We start from the raw sequence: 19338 nt of genomic DNA, 5'->3' as shown, positions 1-19338 counted from the left end.
GGTCACTGCTTCGCCGAATCGACGGCGGCGCGGAACCCCTGCAGCTCTTCATCGGCAATGGCGGCGATCTCGGCCTTGCCGGGGTAGCTGCCGCCGTCGACCTCCCTGCGGAAGGCCGTGAGCGCGTCGATCCGGGCGTCGCGTACCTGCTGGTGCAACGCAGCCAGCTTGCCCCAGGCCCGCGCGTGTCGGGGGAGGCGAGCCGACTCGCCGCAGATGTCCGACGTGAACAGGAAAATGACGTCCGCCTCGGCGCCCGAGCCGAGCGACACGGTCACCAGCGCGGTGCGGCGGTGGATTTCCGCCATCAGCGCTGCCGGTATGATCTCGCACTCGACCGCAAAGGCGCCGGCATCCTCGAGGCGCCGGAACTGGTCCCAGAGCTCCACCGCCTCGGCCGCGGTCTTGCCGACCGCCCGGATGCTACCGACCCAGGTCGACTTGCGCGGCACGAAACCGAGATGGCCCATGACGGGTATCCGTTCATTGGCCAGCATGCGCACTGTGTCGAAGCCGCGGCCGGTGATGACCGCGTCCGCCCCGGACGTGATCGCCGAAAAAGCGGTGCGCAGGATTTCGTCGCCGGTCACCGCGTCGGCGAAACCGAGCGCGGCCGTCACGAAGACGCGGCGCGACCCCTCGCGGACGCGGGCGACGTTGGCGGCCCGGCAGACCACCATCTCGATGCCGGCCGCCTCGGCCGCGGCCGCCTCGTCCGCCGTCTCGGCTGTCGCCTGGGCGACGCGCCGGCCGGCCTGCCGCAATGCGCGCAGGCCGGCGACGGTGATGCTGCGTTCGACCTCGCGGCCGCCGAAATCGAAGATCCTCGGCACACTCAGCCCTTGAGCTTCTTGGCGTAGTAATCGGGAGCGACAACGCCAGGCTTGGAGAACCAGGCCGGAACGTCGACACCGGAATAGAGCAGGATGTTGCCCCAGGGGTCGAAGGCGCCGGTGCGCACGATCACCTTGGCCCTGGCCGCCATCTCGCTGAGGATGGCCTCGTGCTTGACGGTTTCATGGTCGGCGTCCGGGAACAGGCGCTTCACCTTCGCAAGCAGCGGCGCGTTGTGCACCGGCAGCGTGTCGGCATAGGCGACGCGTTCCGCGATCAGGTTGGCCGCGATCGGCGTCAGCACGGTCTCGAGATCGGGAACGTCGGGCGCAATCGCGAGGTCGATGCGCCATGCGCTGGAAGGAATGGGGAAACCCGCGTCGCAGACGATCATCAGGTCGCCATGCCCCATGCAGGCGATGGCGTGGGCGAGTTCGGCGTTAAGCAGTCGGTTGCGGTTCACGGTTGCTCCTTCCATACGGTTTTCATGGCTTCGGCATAAAGCGCGTCGGCCTGGGCGCGCTGGGGCAGGCCGGGAATAACGCCGAGCCTGGTGCAAGCGATCGCGCCGCAGACGACGCCGAAACGCACGGCCTCGACGATATCGCGGCCTTCGGCGAGCGCCATGGCGAAGCCCGAATTGAAGGCGTCGCCCGCGCCGGTCGTGTCGGTGACCTCCACCGGCACCGCCGGCACCATGATATCGATCTCGTCGGTCAGGATCAGCGCGCCGCTGCGGCCGAGGGTGACGACGACGTTGCGCACACCGCGCCGCCRCAATTCCCGCGCAAGCTCGCGCGAAGACCTTGGGTCGTCGGCTGGCAGGCCGAGCAGGATGCGCAGCTCGCTTTCATTCGGAGTGAGGTAGTCGACCCAGGCGAAGATCGTATCGGGCAGCTGGCGCGCCGGCGCCGGGTTGAGGATCGTCCTTGCGCCATGCTTGCGGCCGAGCTCCATCGCCCGCGTGGCGGCGGCCGTCGGCACCTCCAGCACGGTCATGACGACATCGCTCTCGGCGATGCGCGCCTCGGCCGTGTCGACAGTGGCCGCGTCCATCAACTCGTTGGCGCCCATGTCGAGGATGATGAAGTTCTCGCCCTTGTCGTTGAGGATGATGAAGCCGACGCCTGTCGCCCGCTCCGTTCGCGTGGTCACAAGGCTGGTGTCGACGCCTTCGGCCGCATAGAGGTCGGTGGCGATGCTGGCGAGCTTGTCGGTGCCGAGGATGGCGAGCAGCGACGACGACGCGCCCAGGCGCGCCGTCGCGACGGCCTGGTTGGACCCCTTGCCGCCCGGACCCATGTCGAAATCGGTGCCGAGCATGGTTTCGCCGAAAATCGGCAGCTTGGGCGCCCGCATGGTCAGCCCGACCGCGAAGCTGCCGACGATGGTTATCTTTGGCTTGGTCATCCGCATTCCCGTTTCAGGATGTCATGGCGCGCGCGAGGATCGCCGTCTCGTTGATAGCCTGGCCGGTGAGGTCGCCCGACACGCGGCCGTCGCGCAGCACAAGCACGCGTTCTGCATTCATGATCAACTCCGGTATCTCCGAGGAGATCATGACGATCGCCATGCCTTCGCCGGCGATGCCGCGCAGGATCGAGTAGATTTCCGCCTTGGCGCCGACATCGATGCCGCGCGTCGGCTCGTGCAGCACCAGCACGCGTGGATTGGTGACGAGACTGCGGCCGAGGATGATCTTCTGCTGGTTGCCGCCCGAAAGCGTTCCCAGCTTCTGGCCGAGATGTGAAATCCGCGCATCGAGCCGCGCGACCTGGGCGCGGGCCTCGCGTTTCACCGCGCCGCGCCGCACGAAGCCGGCCAGCGAAAAGCGCGGCAGCGAGGCGGAGACGACATTGTCGGCCACGCTCATCCGCAGAAGGCCGCCGGAACCGCGCCGGTCGGCCGGAACGAAGGACATGCCGAGGCGGATCGCGGCGAGYGGATCGGCGCCGCGCAGGTCCTTGCCGTCGATCGTGACCTTGCCGCGCCGGGCGCAGAGCCCGAAAAGCGCGTCGCCAAGCGCGTCCTTGCCGGAATCGGGAAGCCCGCCGATGCCGAGTATCTCGCCGGCGCGCACGCTGAAGGAAACATCCTCCAGCCCCGCCGCCTCGAGGTTCTCGACCTTCAGCACGGCGTCCTCGCCTTCAGGCCTGGGTTCGGCCTGAAGCGACCATTGCAGGGCGGCGTCAAGGTCGCGGCCGACCATGGCCCGGATGAGCTGGTCCTCGGACAGGCCCTCATTGTCCATCGTCACGATCGTGCGGCCGTCGCGCATCACCGTGACGCGGTCGGCGATATCCAGCACCTCGCGCAGATGGTGCGATACGTAGATGACGGTCACGCCCTCGGCGCGAAGCTGCCTGACGACCTCGAACAGCCTTTCGCTTTCGCGTTTGGAAAGCGCCGAGTTCGGCTCGTCCAGCACGAGCACGCGGGCGTTCTGGCGGATGGCGCCGGCGATCTCGACCAGTTGCATCTCGGCGACCGACAGGCGGCCGACCTTGGTGTCGGGGTCGAGGCCGCCCATGCCGAGCCGGGTGAGCGCGTCGCGCGCCTTGCGCCGCATCATGTCGCGCGGCAGCAGCGAAACGGCCGAGCACGCCGCCATGTCCGACATCATGATGTTTTCGGCCACGCTCATCGTCGGGCAGAGCGCCAGCTCCTGATAGACGACGGTGATGCCGTGGGCGCGGCTGTCGAGCGGAGAGGATAGTTTCACCTCCCGGCCGTCGACCAGCAGCTTGCCGCCGTCGGGGCGCAGGTCCCCGGCCAGGATGTTCATCAGGGTCGACTTGCCGGCGCCGTTCTCGCCGATCACGGCGTGAACCTCGCCGGCCCGGAAGCCGACGGAGATACGGTCAAGCGCGAGCACGCCGGGGAACCGCTTGGTTACTCCGGCGATCTCGACGATGTTTGCGAGGGATGGGGCGGCCGTCATCGAGCTGGCTCGACGGGCCGGCGGAACCTGCGGCCCGCCGGTCCGTCACGCTGGCGTTGTTACTTCTTGGCCACCTCGGCGATGTTCTCCTTGGTGTAGACGCCGACGCCGGTGTCGAGGTTCTCGATCGCCTGCCCCTTGAGGAACTGGACGAGGAGGTCGACCGCGGCGAAGCCCTGCTTTTCCGGAGCCTGGTCGATCGTGGCCTGCACGTCGCCGCTCTGCACGAGCTGCACGGTCTGGTCGAGCAGGTCGAAGCCGACCACCTTCACCTTGTCGGCCGCCTTGTTGCGCTCGACCCAGGTGCCGGCGGCGGGAGTGGAGCAGCATTCCAGCGACAGGACGCCGGAGATCGACGGGTTCGCCAGCATGGCGTTCTCGATCGCCGAATAGATCTTCTGCGGATCGGTGCCGGTGTTCAGCGTGCTGACCACCTCGATGCCGGGCTCGGCCTTCAGCGCCTCGCGCGCGCCTTTCTCACGGTCGAGCGACCACTGGGCGGCGGCGTCGATGGTGGTGATCATCACCTTGCCCTTGCCGCCGAGGACCTTGGCCATCAGCTTGCCGGCCTCGCGGCCCGACTGCACGAGGTCCTGGCCGGCGAAAGCCAGGCGCTTGCTTTCGGGATTGTCGGTGTTGAAGGTGACGACCGGGATGCCGGCGGCGATCACCTTGTCGATCAGCGGCGCCAGCGCGTCGGTCGACACCGACGAAATCGCCAGGCCGTCCATCTTGCCCATCAGCGTCTCGATCTCACTGATCTGGCCGTCGGCGTCGGCGCCGACCGGGCCGATGAACTGCACGTTGACCTTGTCCGAAGTGGCCGCGCGCTGGACGCCGGCCTTCATGAACGGCGCGAACTCGTTCGAGACGTCATGGTAGGAGACGTAGATGTCGAGCGGCTGGCCGGCGGCGATCTTGGCCTTGATGCGCTCGGCGAGCGAGAAATCGGCGAGCTTGGCCTCGGCATGCGCGAGCGCCGGCAGCAGACTGAGCGCCGCCGCGAGAATGACGTGTCTGATTTTCATGGATAGTCCTCCCTCTTGTTTGGCTTGATTGCCCTTAGAATATGATGCCGAAAAGTGTGCAGCGGCCTTCGGACGACATCATGCTCTATCTCCTTGATTTAGAACCGGATTCAGATATCAGGTCGATGCGGCCTGAAACCTGGATCCGCTTCTAGGCCGCGCGTCGCGTGGTCCATTTGTCGATACCGACGGCGATGATGATGACGAGGCCGATCATCAGCTCCTGCACGAAGGGCGACACGCCCATCAGCACAAGGCCGTTGCGCATCACGCCGATGATCAGCACGCCGAGTATGGTCCCAAGGATGGTGCCTTCGCCGCCCGACAGCGAGGCGCCGCCGACAATGGTCGCGGCAATGACGTCGAGCTCCAGCCCGAGGCCGGTGCGGCCGGCCTGTCCGCTCGGCAGGAAGGCGAGGCTGAGGATACCGGCGAAGGCGGCCAGCAGCCCCATCAGCACGAAGGCCCAGATCTTCACGGTGTTGACGGAAATGCCCGACACGCGCGCCGCCTTGGCGCTGCCGCCCACGGCATACACCCTGAAACCGAAATTCGAGTAGGAAAGCACCAGCCAAGCCAGCACGGCGATGATGGCGAAGAACACGAGCTGCATCGGAATGATGCTGAACAGATAGCCCTGCCCCATGAAGCTGAAGGTCTCGAGAACGTCGGGAAGCGCGCCGTTGCGCGCATTGACGGTGACGGGCTGGCCGTTGGTCAGGATGAGCGCGGCGCCGCGGACGATGCTGAGCATGCCGAGCGTGGCGATGAGCGAGGGCAGGCGGCCGTAGGTCGACAGGATGCCGTTGATGATGCCGATGACGACGCCGGTGAAGAGGCCGACCGCGAGTGCCGGCAACAACCCCCAGCCAGCGATGATCAGCATGCCGGTGGCAAGCCCGGAAAAAGCGTAGGTCGATCCGACGGAGAGATCCACCTCGCCGGAGATCAGCACGAACGTCATGCCGACCGCCATGATCCCGAGCAGCGAGACCTGGCGGCCGATGTTCAAGAGGTTCAGCGAGGTGAGGAAGCCGTCGGTCGCGAAGGTCAGGAACAAGCAGATCACGACCAGCGCGATGAACACGCCAGCCTCACGGACCCGCAAGAGTCGCGACAATTCAAACCGGCCTGCGGCTGCCGCGCGCGCGCCGCTCCTGACCGTATCGGCCATCCCATTCCTCCCTCGACGGCGGCGCAACGGCTGCAGCCGTCCGTCGCTGTTCTTCATCTTCCCATCGATCCGTGGCCTGGGCCCAAGCCCGGGTCGATGTCCTCAGAGCCGGGCTCGTGCCCGGTCGTGCTTGCTCAGGAGGCCTGCTGGAAAGACCCGGCAGGCACCTTGCGCAATTGTTCGTAGTTGCCGTATTCGCGCACCTTCTTGAAGGGCGCGTTCTCGACCGCGTTGTAGGAGCAGATGTAGCCCCAGCGATACGTGTCGGAGCGGTTGGCGTCCGAGCGGTGCAGCAGGTTGCCGTCGAAGACCAGGGCGTCGCCCGCCTCCATCTCGACATAGACGTGCTCGAAGCGCTTCAGGGCAGCTTCCAGATGCTCCTGCTCGACATTGGTCTGCTCGTTTTCGCGGATGTGGTTGAGGYGGCCGAGCTTGTGCGTGCCCTTGAGCACCTGAAGGCAGCCGTTTTCACGCGTCGCCTTGTCGAGCGCGAYGTAGATGCTCATCATTTCCGGCGCCAGACAGCCGTAATTGTACCAGTAGCCGAAGTCCTGGTGCCATTCCCATGCGCCGCCTTCGTTAGGCTGCTTCATGGTCATCTTGTGGCTGTAGAGGTAGATCGGCTTGCCGACGGCGTCCTCGGCCAGATCGACCATCCGCTCGTCGCGCGCCAGCAGGCCGTATTTGTCGTCCTCGGCCTTGGTCCACATCTTCAAGAGCGTGGTCTTGCCTTCCTTGTCGCCCTTGGACATCACGCCGCCCTTGCTCTGCTCCTCTTCGAGCTGCTTGCGGGCGTGGTCGCGGAAATTGGCGACTTCACCGACGCTCAGCAGGCCACGGCGAATGATGTAGCCGTCGCGTGCGTAAAGTTCCGCTTCATGTCTGGTCATCGCGAGCATCAATATTCTCTCCCTGGAACCCTAAAGCATCCCGCGATGCGGCGGGGCGCCCCTGAACCTCTTTGAAGGCCCGGTCCCGATCCGTTTCCGGCCGGCATTCCCAGGCTCGTTAGGAGAAATTAGTCCATCCGCCAGGGAACAAAATGGACAAAGGGAACGCATTTTTTGTATAAAACGCGCATGGAAAAAAGAACGTCCGTCATCGAGAGTTTTCATTATGTGCCGGCTCCGTCCTGGACCCGCGCCGCGTTCAGCGTGCTGCGCGCCGGAAAGGTCGCCGCCGGACCCGATTATCGGATAGAACGCGCCGTCTATCCCGGACAGGACATCCTCTACTGCCTGGCCGGCGCCGGCTATGTCGAAACGCTTGGGCAAAGGATCGACGTCGGGCCTGGTCAACTGGTCTGGATGGCGAACGAGGCGCCGCACGTCCATTCCGCCGATCCCCGGGATCCCTGGACAGTCCTTTGGTTCAGGCTGGACGGGCCGGAGCCCGCCATCCTGCGGCGCAAGCTGTTCGGAGACGGCGCGCCGCGCGCCATCTTCGCCGAGGGAGCAAATCCGGTCCCTTGGTTCGAGCGCCTGTTTGCCGCGCTGCGCCGCCGCGACGCCAGCCTCGACCTGCGCCTTTCGCAACTGGTTGCCGAATTCCTGCTCCTGATCGATCGCGCGTTGGCGGGACCGGACAGCGACGACCTGCCGAAACCGCTCGCCTCCGGTATCGAAGCGATGCGCGGGGCGCTCGGCTTTGCATGGAACGCGTCGGCCCTGTCGGCCGTCACCGGGCTCGGGCCGTCGCAGACCCGGCGGATGTTTCAGCGCCATCTTCGCACCAGCCCGCATCAGTGGCTGATGCGCGAGCGGTTGATGCACGCGCAGTCACTGCTGGTGCAGGACGACCAGCCGATCGCCGAGATCGCCGAGACATGCGGCTTTTGCGACGTCTACCATTTCGGCCGCGAATTCAAGCGATCGGTTGGCATTTCGCCTTCGGCCTGGCGGCGCAGTGAACTGGGTGTCGCATCGAAGCGCTGAGCAGGTTCCGCGAAGGCGTCGCATGGCCTTCCGGCAAGAACCTGCGACAAGGTGCGGTGAACTGATTGGAGCGCCGCGCTACCCGTTGACGAAGCGCGGCGCTGGTCCTAGAAGGACTGCCAGACTTCCGTGGTGATTTGGCCGGTCGGCTTGCAGCCACGTTAAACAACTCGCTAAAGGGCCGTTTGCAACCTGTAACCGGCTTTGCGACGGCAATGCCGGTTTTTTGTTGTCCGCGGCCGGCCGGACACCGCATCGGGACGAAACCGCTGCGGCACAGGATCGAGGACGGACATGGCCGCTCAGCGCGCYGCAAGAACCAAAGACGAGGTCGACCATCCGTCGAGCCCGGTGCTGCGGTTCGGGCCCGACAAGCCGCTGAAGCTCGACGCCGGCACCCTGCTCTCGCCTTTCCAGATCGCCTACCAGACCTACGGCACGCTCAACGATGCGCGCTCCAACGCCATCCTCGTCTGCCACGCGCTGACCGGGGACCAGCACGTCGCCAACACCAATCCGGTGACCGGCAAGCCGGGCTGGTGGGAGGTGCTGATCGGTCCCGGCAAGATCATCGATACCAACCGCTTCTTCGTCATCTGCTCCAACGTCGTCGGCGGCTGCCTCGGCTCGACCGGCCCGGCCTCGATCAATCCGGCGACCGGCAAGCCTTATGGGCTCGACCTGCCGATCATCACCATCCGCGACATGGTGCGCGCGCAGGCGATGCTCATCGATCATTTCGGCATCGAAAAGCTGTTTTGCGTGCTTGGCGGCTCGATGGGTGGCATGCAGGTGCTGGAATGGGCCGCAAGCTATCCGGAGCGCGTGTTCTGCGCCCTGCCGATCGCCACCGGCGCCCGCCATTCCTCGCAGAACATCGCCTTCCATGAGGTCGGCCGGCAGGCCGTCATGGCCGATCCGGACTGGCATGGCGGCAAATATCTCGATTTTGGCAAGCGCCCGGAAAAGGGGCTGGCCGTCGCGCGTATGGCCGCCCACATCACCTATCTATCGGAAGCAGCGCTCCACCGCAAGTTCGGCCGCAATTTGCAGGATCGGGAGGCGTTGACCTTCGGCTTCGACGCCGATTTCCAGATCGAGAGCTATCTGCGGCACCAGGGCATGACCTTCGTCGACCGCTTCGACGCCAATTCCTACCTCTATCTGACCCGCGCGATGGACTATTTCGACCTTGCCGCCGATCACGGCGGCCGCCTCGCCGATGCCTTCGCCGGCACCAAGACGCGCTTCTGCCTGGTTTCCTTCACCAGCGACTGGCTGTTCCCGACCGAGGAGAGCCGCTCGATCGTGCATGCCTTGAACGCGGCGGGCGCTTCGGTCTCCTTCGTCGAGATCGAGACCGATCGCGGCCATGACGCCTTCCTGCTCGACGAGCCGGAGCTGTTCGCGGCCATCAACGGCTTCATCGCCTCCGCTGCCCGTGCGAGGGGGCTCAGCGTATGACCCCGAAGAGCCGCAGACCTTTCGGACCGGGATCATGCGCCATGCAGGAGGCGAGGCCATGAGCGTCAATCGCGCCCAGCGTGTCGATCTGGAGGTCGTCGCCGATCTTATTCCGGCCAATTCGCGCGTGCTCGATGTCGGCTCCGGCGACGGCCTGCTCCTGGAACTGTTGCAGGAAACCAAGCAGGTCGACGGCCGCGGGTTGGAACTGTCGCAGCGCGGCGTCAACGAATGCGTGGCGCGCGGGCTCTCGGTCATCCAGGGCGACGCCGACACGGATCTGAAATTCTACGCCGACAAGGGCTTCGACTTCGTCGTGCTCTCGCAGACGCTGCAGGCGACGCGCAACCCGAAGGTCGTGCTCGACGAGCTGCTTCGGATCGGCAACCGCGCCATCGTCTCCTTCCCCAATTTCGGCCATTGGCGCGTGCGCTTCTCGCTGCTGATCAAGGGCAGGATGCCGGTCACCAAGGACCTGCCCTATTCCTGGTACGACACGCCCAACATCCACTTCTGCACCATCCGCGACTTCGTCAACCTGTGCGACGAGCTTGGCGCGACTGTCGAGAAAGCGACCGCGCTCGACGCCAACGGCCAGAAGATCGGCCTGTCGATGCCCTGGTGGTTCTGGAACTTCTTCGGCCAGCAGGCGGTGTTTTTGTTGAAGCGATGACGGGAATGCGTTTCTTTCGTCAGTCACCGGCTGTGGTGAAGATCCCACCAAACATTCTGCCCGAGCTACGGGCGGGAATTCTCGTCTGCACGTCACCGCGCAGCGGCAGCAATCATCTCGCGGGATTGATGGCTTCCGCCGGGCTGGGCCATCCGTTGGAATGGTTTGGCGGGCGACGCCTGCTGGAGTTACCGGGTTACCCGCGAGATCCCCGCACACAGCTTTTGCGTGCGCTGACGGAAGGGCGATCCTCTACCGGAGTCTATGCGATCAAGCTCTTTGCGAGTCAGTTCAAACAACTTGCCAAGAAGGTGAATTTGCCAGCGAGCCTTCCTAATTTGAGCTATGTGCGCTTGACCCGTGACGATCTGCTCGGCCAGGCGATCTCATGGGCACGTGCGCGTCAAACCCGCAAATTCCGATCCACCGAAATCAGTCATGTACCGCCACGCTATAACGGCCAGGCAATTGCAGAGTCTCTGGAAAAACTTTTGATGGAGAACGCGGCATGGGGCGGTTGGTTCGCCAAGAACGGCCTGTCTTTCCTCTCCCTGACCTACGAGCAGGTTCAGCGTGATCCGGCGGGGAGCCTAACGAAACTGGCGCAGCTAGTGGATGTAGAGCCMAACTGGGGCCCAGAGCTCCAGTCAGGTCTCGAAATCCAGCGCGACGCACTCAATGAAGAATGGCGAAAGCGTTTCCTGTCCGAAAATGCCGACCCGTCCAGCTTCGAATACCGAACAAGGAAATAGATCATTTAACAATTTCGTAGCGTAGAACTGCATCTCGATCGTTTGACAGCATGCCGTCAGGGCTATAGCCCTAGTTGATCAACTGGTTGTCTCGCGATGGCGGAGCGCCCCACCTATTCTATCGTCATAGAGATGGAGAATGCCAAATCCATCGACTGGGACGAGATCGGCCTTGGGTTGGAAGCCTTGGCGCGTGAGATCGCCGACGTTTCCGCTACCGGATTTGCGCGACCGAAGGTCATTATCTCGCATGGCGGCCTCGAGACTGACGCAGTCTCGCTGCGAAGCCATATCGGAGCCGAAGCCCCACAATTGGAGCAGGTTGCTGACCTGGCATTCGCAGCATGTCCCGGCGGCAGATACTACGACCTCAAGAACAACGGGATCCCTTCGAGCGAAGGAAGCATTCTTGTTTTTCTGGATTCTGACACGGTTCCGGAAAGGAACTGGCTCTCAACGTTGCTGAAACCCTTCATCGACCAACCTGAAACCATCTGTGTGAATGGGCACACCTATCTTTCATATGACGACTTCTTTTCGCGAACCTTCGCGTTGATCTGGTTCTTCCCCATGGCCGAGGGAGACAGGAGGTTCGCCTCGAAGCGTGCTATCAATGCCAACAACGTCGCCTTCCGCCACGACTGGATATCCAGCCACCCATTTCCACCACAGAACGGCTTTAAGGTCTCGTGCACGCTGCTGATGCATCAGCTTTGGAGCGAAGGCCACAAAATAGTCAATGTGGACGCGCGCGTTCACCACTACTCGCCACGCGGCTGGCGCTTCTTCTATTGGCGCGCGCTGGTGACGGGCAGGGATGCCGACAGAAAGTTCGTCGAGCTCCATTCCCCCACCCGCGCCCAGCGAGTTGTCAAGTCGTTTAGCCGCTGGGGAACCATGTCGTGGCGCACGATACGACGCGTCATAAGCCATGCGCCGAGAACGGGTATGCCGCTTTGGCAAATCCCGTTTTCGCTAGCGGTCGGCCTGGCGTTTTACACGCTGGCGTTTTTTGGCCATTTCAGCCTGGCTGCCGGGCTCGTTCGTGATGAGGACGAAATCGTGCCCGCTTATGTCGGGCATAGTTAGAGCAATTTCGACAAAAGCGTGTAACGATTGGCTCGCCGGCCTGCCCTAGCTTTCAGTCCAGTTCCGGAACCGCAGAAGGACCCGCCGATTTCCTGCGCGGGACATGGGCGCCGTTTCTGCTAGCCAAGTACATCCGTAGCCTTGTGCGGATGCTCGACGCCGTCGACGAAGATCACGTCGGACAACGAATTCCCGGTGCGCAGCGAAAGGATCGCCTGATAGGCCGGCGAATTGTACCAGTCCCGCGCATGCTGCCTGTCCGGGAACTCGATGACGATCAGGTGTCCGGGCCAGCTGTTCTCGACAACCTCGACATCGCCGCCATGGACGATGAAACGCCCGCCGAACGGCGCCAGCGTGGCATCTATCTTCTCAAGATACTCGACGATCCAGGGACCCGGCGTGACTTGGCGCATATGGGCAGCTGCGTAAGCGGTCATGGTCTGCTCCTTGATGGATCGAAGCCGATCGGCCGGCCTCGCGGAGATCACCATGCGGGAACCAGGTAGTTCGGTCGATTACCTCGGACGTCATCGGGACAAGCCGTTCCTCGCCCCTTGCTGACGGACCGTCAAGTCAACGGAGAAGCCAATTGTGTTGCCATCAAACCGCAATGTTGCGGAAAAGCCGCCGGTTTCGGGATTTCTCGGCTGGCCTGGCGTGACACAAAGGTGGCTTTTTTGTAGCGTCGGCCGCAAATCAAAGGTGGACGCGAAGATAGCCATCAGACCCATCCGACAAATGCTAGATTCGACCGGTGGTGGCAGCCCGATGTCGAGCCAGGATGTTCCGCTGATCTCAGTGATCACGCCGACCCACAATCGGCGCAGCCAGGTCGTGCGCGCGGTGGAAAGCGTTCTGGCGCAGACACTTACCCGATTCGAGCATATTGTCGTCGACGACGGTTCGACCGACGGGACGGCCGCCGCGCTCGCCGAAATCCGCGACCCGAGGCTGATTTATGTCGGCGCCAAATGGCGCGGCGCCAACGCCGCGCGCAATGCGGGCATCGAGCGCGCGCGGGCGCCGGTGGTTACGTTCCTCGATTCGGACGACGTCTATCTGCCGGACCGGCTGGAGCGGACGCTGGCGCGCTTCGACCAGAACCCTTCGCTCGAAGTGCTCATCAGTTCGTTCGTCTCGCTCAAGGGCAGCCGCAGCACCAAATGCATCAACCGCGCGGCCTTTCTGGACAAAAGCACGCTGCAGCGCGCTCTGGTCTCGCAGACTATCTTCATCGCCGGCTCGGCGATCACCGCGAGGCACGAATCGCTGCTCGCGATCGGCGGCTACGACAGCGACATCACGCGCATGCAGGATCGCGAGCTTCTGCTGCGTTTCGCCCGCCGCAGCGGCGCCCTGCTGTCCGAGGACATAGACTGGAAGAAGTACAATTCGGAGAACTCGATCTCCGGCCGGCGCGACGGCTATGTCGCGGCCTATGCCAACCTGATCGACAAGCACCCTTACATCGCCGACCGCTATCCCGATGTCCCGCCCTATATGATCGCTCGCCAGATCATCGCCGACACGTTGAAGGGCCGGCTGCAGCAGGCCTTTTCCGGCTACCTCGCAAATCGCTCGTCCAAGGCGCTCGGCTATTCGCTGCCGCAGCTCTTGCGCGGCTATGTCGTCGGCCGCCGCTGGCGGCGCGATTGCTACGACGAGTTCCGCGCCAAATACGGCGCCCGGGCGGTTTGACCGCCTTCTAAAGCATGTCTCCCGAAAGTGGGAACCGGTTTCGGGATGAAGACATGCGTAAAATCAAAAACCTAAAGCGCATGGCCCGGATCTGAAAGATCGCGCCGCGCTTTAAGCTTCAGTGGATTCCTTCTTGCGGCGCGGCGCCGCAGGTGGCGGTTCGATCGCGCCGGCCCTGACGCGCGCGGGTTTCAGCGCCGGCGCGCCGGAATCCTTGACGATGTTCAGCGAGCGCGGAAAAAACTGGGTGTTGTGYTGACCGCGCCCGATATTGATGATCGCTGTTTCGGGCAGACGCTTCTGCAGCATGGCCAGCACCCGTCGCAGCGTCGGGCCGTCGAACGCATCGAGCGCTTCGTCCATGATTACCCATTTCGGCTTGCGCAAGGCGAGCCTGGCGAAAGCCAGCACCCGTTGTTCGTCATCGCCGAGCTCACGTTCCCACCGCCCGGGGTGGTCGAGGGCGGTTGCCAGCCGATCGAGGCCGACCTCGCCAAGCATCGCCGCGATCTCGGCATCGCTCGCCGGGGCCTCGCCGTTCGGATGGTCGAGGACTTCGCGCAACGTGCCGGCCGGGAAATAGGGCACGCGGGGCACGAAGATGGGGGTCTCGCCGGCCGGCAGGCCGATCCGGCCGCTTCCCCATGGCCACAGGCCGGCAATGGCGCGAAAGAACAATGTCTTGCCGGCGCCCGGCTCGCCGGTGATCATGACGCGCTCGCCGGCGTGGATTTCGACATYGGTCTGGGCAAGCCTGGTGCAGCCTTCCGGCGAAGCCACCTCGAGCCTGTCGAAGGTCAGGCTGCCATTGGCGTTTTCAACGAACTGGATGCGTTTTTCCTTGTGATGCAGCGCATCGGTCTCGGTGAGCGCAATGCGGAAATCGGCCACGCGCATCAGCGTCGCGCGCCAGTCGGCGATGCTGCCGATATTGTTGATGAACCAGCGCAGGGACGAATGAACCTGGTTGAAGGCGCCGACCGCCATCATCAGCCCGCCGAACGAGATGTCGCCGGAAAAATAGACCGGCGAAGCCACCAGAATGGGCGCCACCACCGTTATCCAGCCATAGGTGTCGGTCACCCAGGCCAGGTTGATCTGCGCGGTGAAGATGCGCCGCATGGCGCCGAGCACCGTGCCGAGGTCGAGCTCCAGGCGGCGCCGGGCGTCGGGCTCGCCATGGTAGAGCGCGATTGCGTCGACGTTTTCGTTGACCCGCACCATGGAGGAGCGCAGCTCCGCTTCGCGGGTATAGCGCTCGCTGTTGAGGCCGATAAGCGGACGCCCGACCAGCCAGCTCAGCCACGAGGCGATGCCGGCATAGAGGAAGGCCGCCCAGACCATGTAGCCCGGTATCGCCAGTGAATAGCCGCCGATGTGGAAGACGAAGCCCGAAGACAGCTCCCACAGCACTCCGATGAAGGAGACGAGCAGGATGAAGGACTGCAGCAGGCCGACGCCGAGATCCGTCGACAGATCCGACAGATGAGCGGCATCCTGCTGCATGCGCTGGTCGGGATTGACGCCGATGGCGCCGGCATTGGCCAGCCGGAAGGCCCGCGCCGGGCGCATCCATTGATCGATCAGATCGAGCGTCAGCGCCTCGCGCAGCCTCAGACGGATCATCTGATTGAGCCAGGTCTGGCCGATGTTGAGCACCAGAAGTCCGCCGGCGATCATCGCAAAGACCAGAAGCTGGTGCAGGAAGTCGGCCATGTCGCGCCGGGCCAGCGCGTCATAGAAAGGCTGGTTCCAGCGGTTGAGCAGGACCTGCCCGATCGCGGTGGCGACGATGACCGCCACGATGCCAATGGAGACCCAGGCTAGTTGCCCGCGCACCGGCGAGGTTTTTATCCCCAGCTTGATCGTCGCCACCTGGTCGGCGAGGCTGCTTGCCTCGACCGAGACGGCGGGTTTTTGCGGGCCCGGGTTTTTATCGGTCTGGTCGTCCATGAAGGATCTTCCTGGTTTCCGCGGCGGTCATGATGGCCGCGCCAAGCAAGCATGCTCGGATCCGGCACGCCTCAGATAGGGTGATGATCGCTGCGCGTTGCAAGGCGCGGCGGCGATCACGAACGCGTCACTTGGCCAGGCGCGCGGCCAGTCGAATGCCGGCCCAGCCTCGTCGCGCCTTGCGGCGAGAAGACCGGCACGAAGACGCGACGCGAGGCGCGTTGCACGACGGGCACGCCCTGATAGAGCCGCTTCTGCGCCTCGACGACGATGACGCCGGAAAAGATCGGCCAGAACCGCCGGCCGGCCTTCTCCAACACATTGTGGAACCGCATCATGAAACGCCGCGGCGATGGAGGGAAAAACAGCGCGTCAGACCAGGACGCGGGCGTAAAATTCGCCTCGCGCAGCAATTCGGTCAGCTGGCCGCGCGAGAACGGTCGGCCGTTGCCGAAGGGCGTGTGCTCGAAGCGCGCCCACACGCCGCGCCGGTTGGGGACGACGATGACCACACGGCCGGCTGGCGACAGCACGCGCCAGATCTCGTTCAGCGTCTCGCGCGGGTTTTCGGCATGTTCGAGAGAGTGCACCAGGAGCACGCGATCGATGCATGCATCGACCAGCGGCAGTTCCTCGTCGAAGACCAGCGCCGTCGCCGCCGGCCCGGTCGCCGGCCACACCACGGCGCCCTGCGTCGCCGGCATGAAGGCGAAGACGCGCTCGGCATCGGTGCCGAAGCGTTCCAGCCAGGGCAGCGTGTAGCCGAGGCCGACCAACCGCTCGTTGGGCACGGTTGCCCATATCGACGACAACGCCATGGTGATCGAATGCTCGGCCAGGCGGCCGAGCGTGGACGAGTAGAAGGAGCGCAGATCCACAATATCCGAATGCATGCGCGGGACGGTAGCTGCGAAGCCTGTCAAGTTCAACAAAGGCGCCCGGTCGACAAACGCGCCAGGTTCAACAAACCCGGATGACATCGGCGCCCGCCCGCCCTATGTCTGCGACGACAAAGGGAGACACGCGATGCCGGTCGAAATCGAGCAGTTCATGTGCCGCACCGACAATTTCGGCGTGCTGGTCCACGATCCGGAAAGCGGCGAGACGGCGATCATCGACGCGCCGGAAGAGGCGCCGATCCTGGCGGCGATCAAGCGCACCGGCTGGCCGCCGACATTGATCCTCACCACGCATCATCATGCCGATCATGTCGAAGCCAATCTGGCGCTCAAGGAGCGCTTCAAATTGCGCATCGTCGGCCCGGAGGCCGAGAAGGCGAAAATCCCCGGCATCGACGAAACCGTGAAGCAAGGCTCGGTCGTGCGACTCGGCGAGGAGAGGATCGAGGTCATCGAGACGCCCGGTCATACCGCCGGCCATGTCTCCTACCATCTGCCGGCCTCGAAGGTGGCCTTCACCGCCGACACGCTGTTTGCGCTGGGTTGTGGCCGGCTGTTCGAATGCAAGCCGCCGGTGATGTATGACTCGCTGAAGAAGCTGGCGGCGCTGCCGGCGCAAACCGCCATCTATTGCGGCCACGAATACACTTTGGCCAATGCCCGCTTCGCGGTGACGGTCGACCCCGGCAATCCGCTGCTGAAGCAGCGCGCGGCCAGGATCGAAGCGCTGCGCGCCGCCAACAAGCCGACGCTGCCGACGACCATTGGCGAGGAATTGTCGACCAACCCGTTCCTGCGCGGGCATGACCCGTCGATCCGCAAGCATCTTGGCATGGAGAGAGCCTCGGACGCCGAGGTGTTCGCCGAGATCCGCAAGCGCAAGGATAATTTTTGAGCCTGCTTGAATGACCACCAGCGCCGCCGAGATCATCGCAACGCTAGGCTTAAAGCCGCATCCCGAAGGCGGCTGGTATGCCGAGACCTTTCGCGACGCCGCGGGCGGCCCGCGCGGGCATTCGACCGCGATCTATTTCCTGCTTGAGCAAGGCCAGCTCTCGGCCTGGCACCGGGTGAGGGACGCGGCCGAGGTCTGGCACTTTTATGCCGGCGCGCCGCTGGCGGTGTCGATGCATGAGGAAGGCGCCGGCGCCGTCATCGAGCAGGTGCTGGGCACGGCCCTCGCCGCCGGCGAGCGGCCGCAGATCGTCGTGCCGGCCGGCTGGTGGCAATCGGCGCGCAGCCTCGGCGAATGGACGCTGGTCGGCTGCACCGTGGCGCCGGGCTTCGATTTCGCCGCCTTCGAGCTTGCCCAACCGGGCTGGCAGCCGAAAATCGCCTAACTGAGAAGAAGAAATCCCAGCGTGATGGCCAGCTGGGCGGCATAGTAAAGCACCCAGACCGCATGGCGCATCCAGACGCGATGCGGCGAGATCGCCGCGAGCAGGAAGCGCTCGGTTGCCAGGAGCCCGTCCGAAGCGATGAAGAGCACCGCGCCGGCAATCACCCAGACCTTGTCCGTGGTGAGCGCCGAAATGCCCATAGCGAGGATGGCCGCGACATAGACCGCGACCGGGATGCGCAGTTGCGGGCCGACGCGGCGCCAGAGCGCGGCAAGCATGACGATGCTGAACACGGCCATGGCGAGAGCAATCGCGTCCCGCCAGAACTCGGCGCTCAGCAGTTGGAGCCCGCCGCCTGCCTGCGCGAACAGCGCGACATAGGCGATGTGGCCGGCGAGAAAGCTCGCCAGCCCGCCTAGAAAGGCCTTTTCGCCGTCGCGCGACAGAAAGGCATCGCCGGCCGCGCTGAGTGCCAGCGCCGCGACGAGCAGCAACGGGCCGCCCTGCATGGCGGCAAGCACGGCCAGCAAGGCCACGGCAAGCGTCTTCGCCGCCGTGCGCGTCCATTTCGGCGGCATGTCGAGCGCAAAGGCGTAGATCACGGCCGCGACAAAGGAAAACAAAAGCGTCGCGTTGGCGTTGGCCTCGATGCCGCCCGGGAACGGCATCATGCGTTGACCTCTTTGGYCGCCGGCTTGCGCATCAGCAACGACTTTGCCGCGAGCGCGGCGCCCCCCGTGATGAGCACGCAGGCCGCGAGAATGCGCAACGACGGCTCGGCGACGCCGGCAGCGATCAGCACCAGCGTCGACAACAGCGGCGCCGCATAGCTCGCGGCGCCTAGCACCTGGATGTTGCCGCGCTTGACGCCGATGTCCCAGGCATAGAAGGCAGCACCCACCGGCATCAGGCCGAGCCCCACGACGGCCAGCCACTGTCCGGGGCCGTCCGGCAGCACCGTCTTCTCAAGCAGAAAATGGCAGACCAGCGACAGCACCGACGTCGCCGCGCAGAACCAGGTGACGATCGAGGTCGGCACCGAGGGGAAGCGCCGCGACAGAAGTGAATAGGACGACCACACAAGCGCGCAGACGGCGGCCATCGCGTAGCCGAAGGCGTAACGCGCGTCGAAGGCCAGCCCGCCGCCCTTGGTGACGATCAGGACCGTGCCGGCAAGGCCGAGCAGCGCGCCGACGACATGGTTCCAGGCGAGCCGCTCGCCCGGCATCAGCGCCGAGCCGAGCACGATCAGCAGCGGCCACAGATAGGCGATCAGGCTCGCCTCGACCGCCGGCGCGTTGCGCAGCGCCGTGAAGTAGAAGAAATGATAGCCGAACAGGCCGGCTATGCCGATCACCCAGACTTGGCGAGGGATCTTCAGATTTCTGTCGGCGGCCGGCATCACCAGTCGGGCGGCGAGCCCGACGCAGGTGCCGATGGCGAAGGTGATGGCCGACAGCAGGAACGGCGGCACCTGGCCCGAGGCATTGGTGAGCAGCGCCAGCAGCGCCCACATGGCGACCGCCGAAAACCCGATCAGTGTTGCGCGCGCCATA

At 64.5% G+C, this 19338-nt stretch carries 21 protein-coding genes and 1 riboswitch; of the genes, 8 read left to right on the top strand and 13 right to left on the bottom strand.

What is annotated here, in order from left to right; translation table 11 throughout:
* Positions 1-2: 2 nt before the first annotated feature.
* The 7 genes from LCM4577_RS34040 to LCM4577_RS34010 form a co-directional block, all read right to left on the bottom strand.
* Positions 3-833: a 3-methyl-2-oxobutanoate hydroxymethyltransferase gene (locus tag LCM4577_RS34040; protein ID WP_041011290.1), complete on the bottom strand. Its 831-nt coding sequence runs from the start codon at positions 831-833 to the stop codon at positions 3-5.
* 2 nt (positions 834-835) lie between these two features.
* On the bottom strand, positions 836-1297 hold the full coding sequence (gene rbsD, locus LCM4577_RS34035; protein ID WP_071033651.1) for a D-ribose pyranase: 462 nt from the start codon (positions 1295-1297) through the stop codon (positions 836-838).
* Positions 1294-2244: a ribokinase gene (locus LCM4577_RS34030; RefSeq protein ID WP_244508506.1), complete on the bottom strand. Its 951-nt coding sequence runs from the start codon at positions 2242-2244 to the stop codon at positions 1294-1296. The genes rbsD and LCM4577_RS34030 overlap by 4 nt, the downstream gene beginning before the upstream one ends.
* A 13-nt stretch (positions 2245-2257) precedes the next feature.
* Positions 2258-3775, bottom strand: a complete 1518-nt coding sequence (locus tag LCM4577_RS34025) for a sugar ABC transporter ATP-binding protein (RefSeq protein ID WP_071074941.1) — start codon at positions 3773-3775, stop codon at positions 2258-2260.
* A 59-nt stretch (positions 3776-3834) separates the two neighbouring features.
* Positions 3835-4803, bottom strand: a complete 969-nt coding sequence (locus tag LCM4577_RS34020; RefSeq protein ID WP_071074940.1) for a sugar ABC transporter substrate-binding protein — start codon at positions 4801-4803, stop codon at positions 3835-3837.
* 151 nt (positions 4804-4954) lie between these two features.
* Complete coding sequence (locus tag LCM4577_RS34015; protein WP_071074939.1) at positions 4955-5977, bottom strand: ABC transporter permease; 1023 nt, start codon at positions 5975-5977, stop codon at positions 4955-4957.
* A 134-nt stretch (positions 5978-6111) separates the two neighbouring features.
* Entirely contained in the window at positions 6112-6867 is a 756-nt protein-coding gene (locus LCM4577_RS34010) for a phytanoyl-CoA dioxygenase family protein (protein WP_244508505.1), read from the bottom strand.
* A 189-nt stretch (positions 6868-7056) separates the two neighbouring features.
* On the opposite strand from LCM4577_RS34010, the gene LCM4577_RS34005 reads away from it, so the two are divergent.
* From LCM4577_RS34005 to LCM4577_RS33985, 5 genes are all read left to right on the top strand, one after another.
* Complete coding sequence (locus LCM4577_RS34005) at positions 7057-7911, top strand: AraC family transcriptional regulator (protein ID WP_052468080.1); 855 nt, start codon at positions 7057-7059, stop codon at positions 7909-7911.
* A 119-nt stretch (positions 7912-8030) separates the two neighbouring features.
* Positions 8031-8108: riboswitch (SAM riboswitch) on the top strand.
* Positions 8109-8205: 97 nt separating this feature from the next.
* Positions 8206-9375: a homoserine O-acetyltransferase gene (locus tag LCM4577_RS34000; RefSeq protein ID WP_071074937.1), complete on the top strand. Its 1170-nt coding sequence runs from the start codon at positions 8206-8208 to the stop codon at positions 9373-9375.
* Positions 9376-9433: 58 nt separating this feature from the next.
* Positions 9434-10048 carry a methionine biosynthesis protein MetW gene (metW, locus tag LCM4577_RS33995; RefSeq protein WP_041011284.1) on the top strand — a complete coding sequence of 205 codons (615 nt, stop codon included), beginning with the start codon at positions 9434-9436 and terminating at the stop codon, positions 10046-10048.
* The gene (locus LCM4577_RS33990; RefSeq protein ID WP_131803560.1) at positions 9997-10800 is read left to right on the top strand and encodes a Stf0 family sulfotransferase; all 804 of its coding nucleotides are present in this window, start codon (positions 9997-9999) and stop codon (positions 10798-10800) included. The genes metW and LCM4577_RS33990 overlap by 52 nt, the downstream gene beginning before the upstream one ends.
* A 96-nt stretch (positions 10801-10896) precedes the next feature.
* Positions 10897-11889, top strand: a complete 993-nt coding sequence (locus LCM4577_RS33985) for a glycosyltransferase family A protein (RefSeq protein ID WP_071074936.1) — start codon at positions 10897-10899, stop codon at positions 11887-11889.
* Positions 11890-12008: 119 nt separating this feature from the next.
* On the opposite strand, the gene LCM4577_RS33980 is transcribed toward LCM4577_RS33985, so the two are convergent.
* Positions 12009-12329 carry a DUF1330 domain-containing protein gene (locus LCM4577_RS33980; RefSeq protein ID WP_041011397.1) on the bottom strand — a complete coding sequence of 107 codons (321 nt, stop codon included), beginning with the start codon at positions 12327-12329 and terminating at the stop codon, positions 12009-12011.
* Positions 12330-12419: 90 nt separating this feature from the next.
* On the bottom strand, positions 12420-12614 hold the full coding sequence (locus tag LCM4577_RS33975; RefSeq protein WP_131803558.1) for a hypothetical protein: 195 nt from the start codon (positions 12612-12614) through the stop codon (positions 12420-12422).
* Between the two features lie 46 nt (positions 12615-12660).
* On the opposite strand from LCM4577_RS33975, the gene LCM4577_RS33970 reads away from it, so the two are divergent.
* Entirely contained in the window at positions 12661-13590 is a 930-nt protein-coding gene (locus LCM4577_RS33970; protein WP_040989295.1) for a glycosyltransferase family A protein, read from the top strand.
* A 111-nt stretch (positions 13591-13701) separates the two neighbouring features.
* On the opposite strand, the gene LCM4577_RS33965 is transcribed toward LCM4577_RS33970, so the two are convergent.
* Positions 13702-15543, bottom strand: a complete 1842-nt coding sequence (locus LCM4577_RS33965) for an ABC transporter ATP-binding protein/permease (protein ID WP_071074935.1) — start codon at positions 15541-15543, stop codon at positions 13702-13704.
* Positions 15544-15659: 116 nt separating this feature from the next.
* On the bottom strand, positions 15660-16436 hold the full coding sequence (locus LCM4577_RS33960; RefSeq protein WP_071074934.1) for a class I SAM-dependent methyltransferase: 777 nt from the start codon (positions 16434-16436) through the stop codon (positions 15660-15662).
* 133 nt (positions 16437-16569) lie between these two features.
* Here LCM4577_RS33960 and gloB point away from each other — a divergent pair, with 133 nt between their 5' ends.
* Together gloB and LCM4577_RS33950 are read left to right on the top strand one after the other, a co-directional pair.
* A complete protein-coding gene (gene gloB, locus LCM4577_RS33955; protein WP_071074933.1) occupies positions 16570-17337 on the top strand; it encodes a hydroxyacylglutathione hydrolase in 768 nt (255 codons plus the stop codon).
* A 10-nt stretch (positions 17338-17347) separates the two neighbouring features.
* A complete protein-coding gene (locus LCM4577_RS33950; RefSeq protein ID WP_071074932.1) occupies positions 17348-17782 on the top strand; it encodes a cupin domain-containing protein in 435 nt (144 codons plus the stop codon).
* Here the strand turns inward: LCM4577_RS33950 and LCM4577_RS33945 are convergent.
* Positions 17779-18453, bottom strand: coding sequence for a lysoplasmalogenase family protein (locus tag LCM4577_RS33945; protein WP_071033679.1), 675 nt, complete (start codon positions 18451-18453; stop codon positions 17779-17781). The two genes, LCM4577_RS33950 and LCM4577_RS33945, sit on opposite strands and share 4 nt — an antisense overlap.
* The gene (locus LCM4577_RS33940; protein WP_071074931.1) at positions 18450-19337 is read right to left on the bottom strand and encodes a DMT family transporter; all 888 of its coding nucleotides are present in this window, start codon (positions 19335-19337) and stop codon (positions 18450-18452) included. Before LCM4577_RS33940 ends, LCM4577_RS33945 begins: the two co-directional genes overlap by 4 nt.
* Position 19338 lies beyond the last annotated feature (1 nt).

Origin of the sequence: Mesorhizobium sp. LCM 4577 (assembly GCF_001854795.2) — a bacterium.
In the GTDB taxonomy this organism is placed as follows: domain Bacteria; phylum Pseudomonadota; class Alphaproteobacteria; order Rhizobiales; family Rhizobiaceae; genus Mesorhizobium; species Mesorhizobium plurifarium.
Note: the sequence above shows the minus strand (reverse complement) of the source record. Positions and strands in the feature narration are given on the sequence as shown.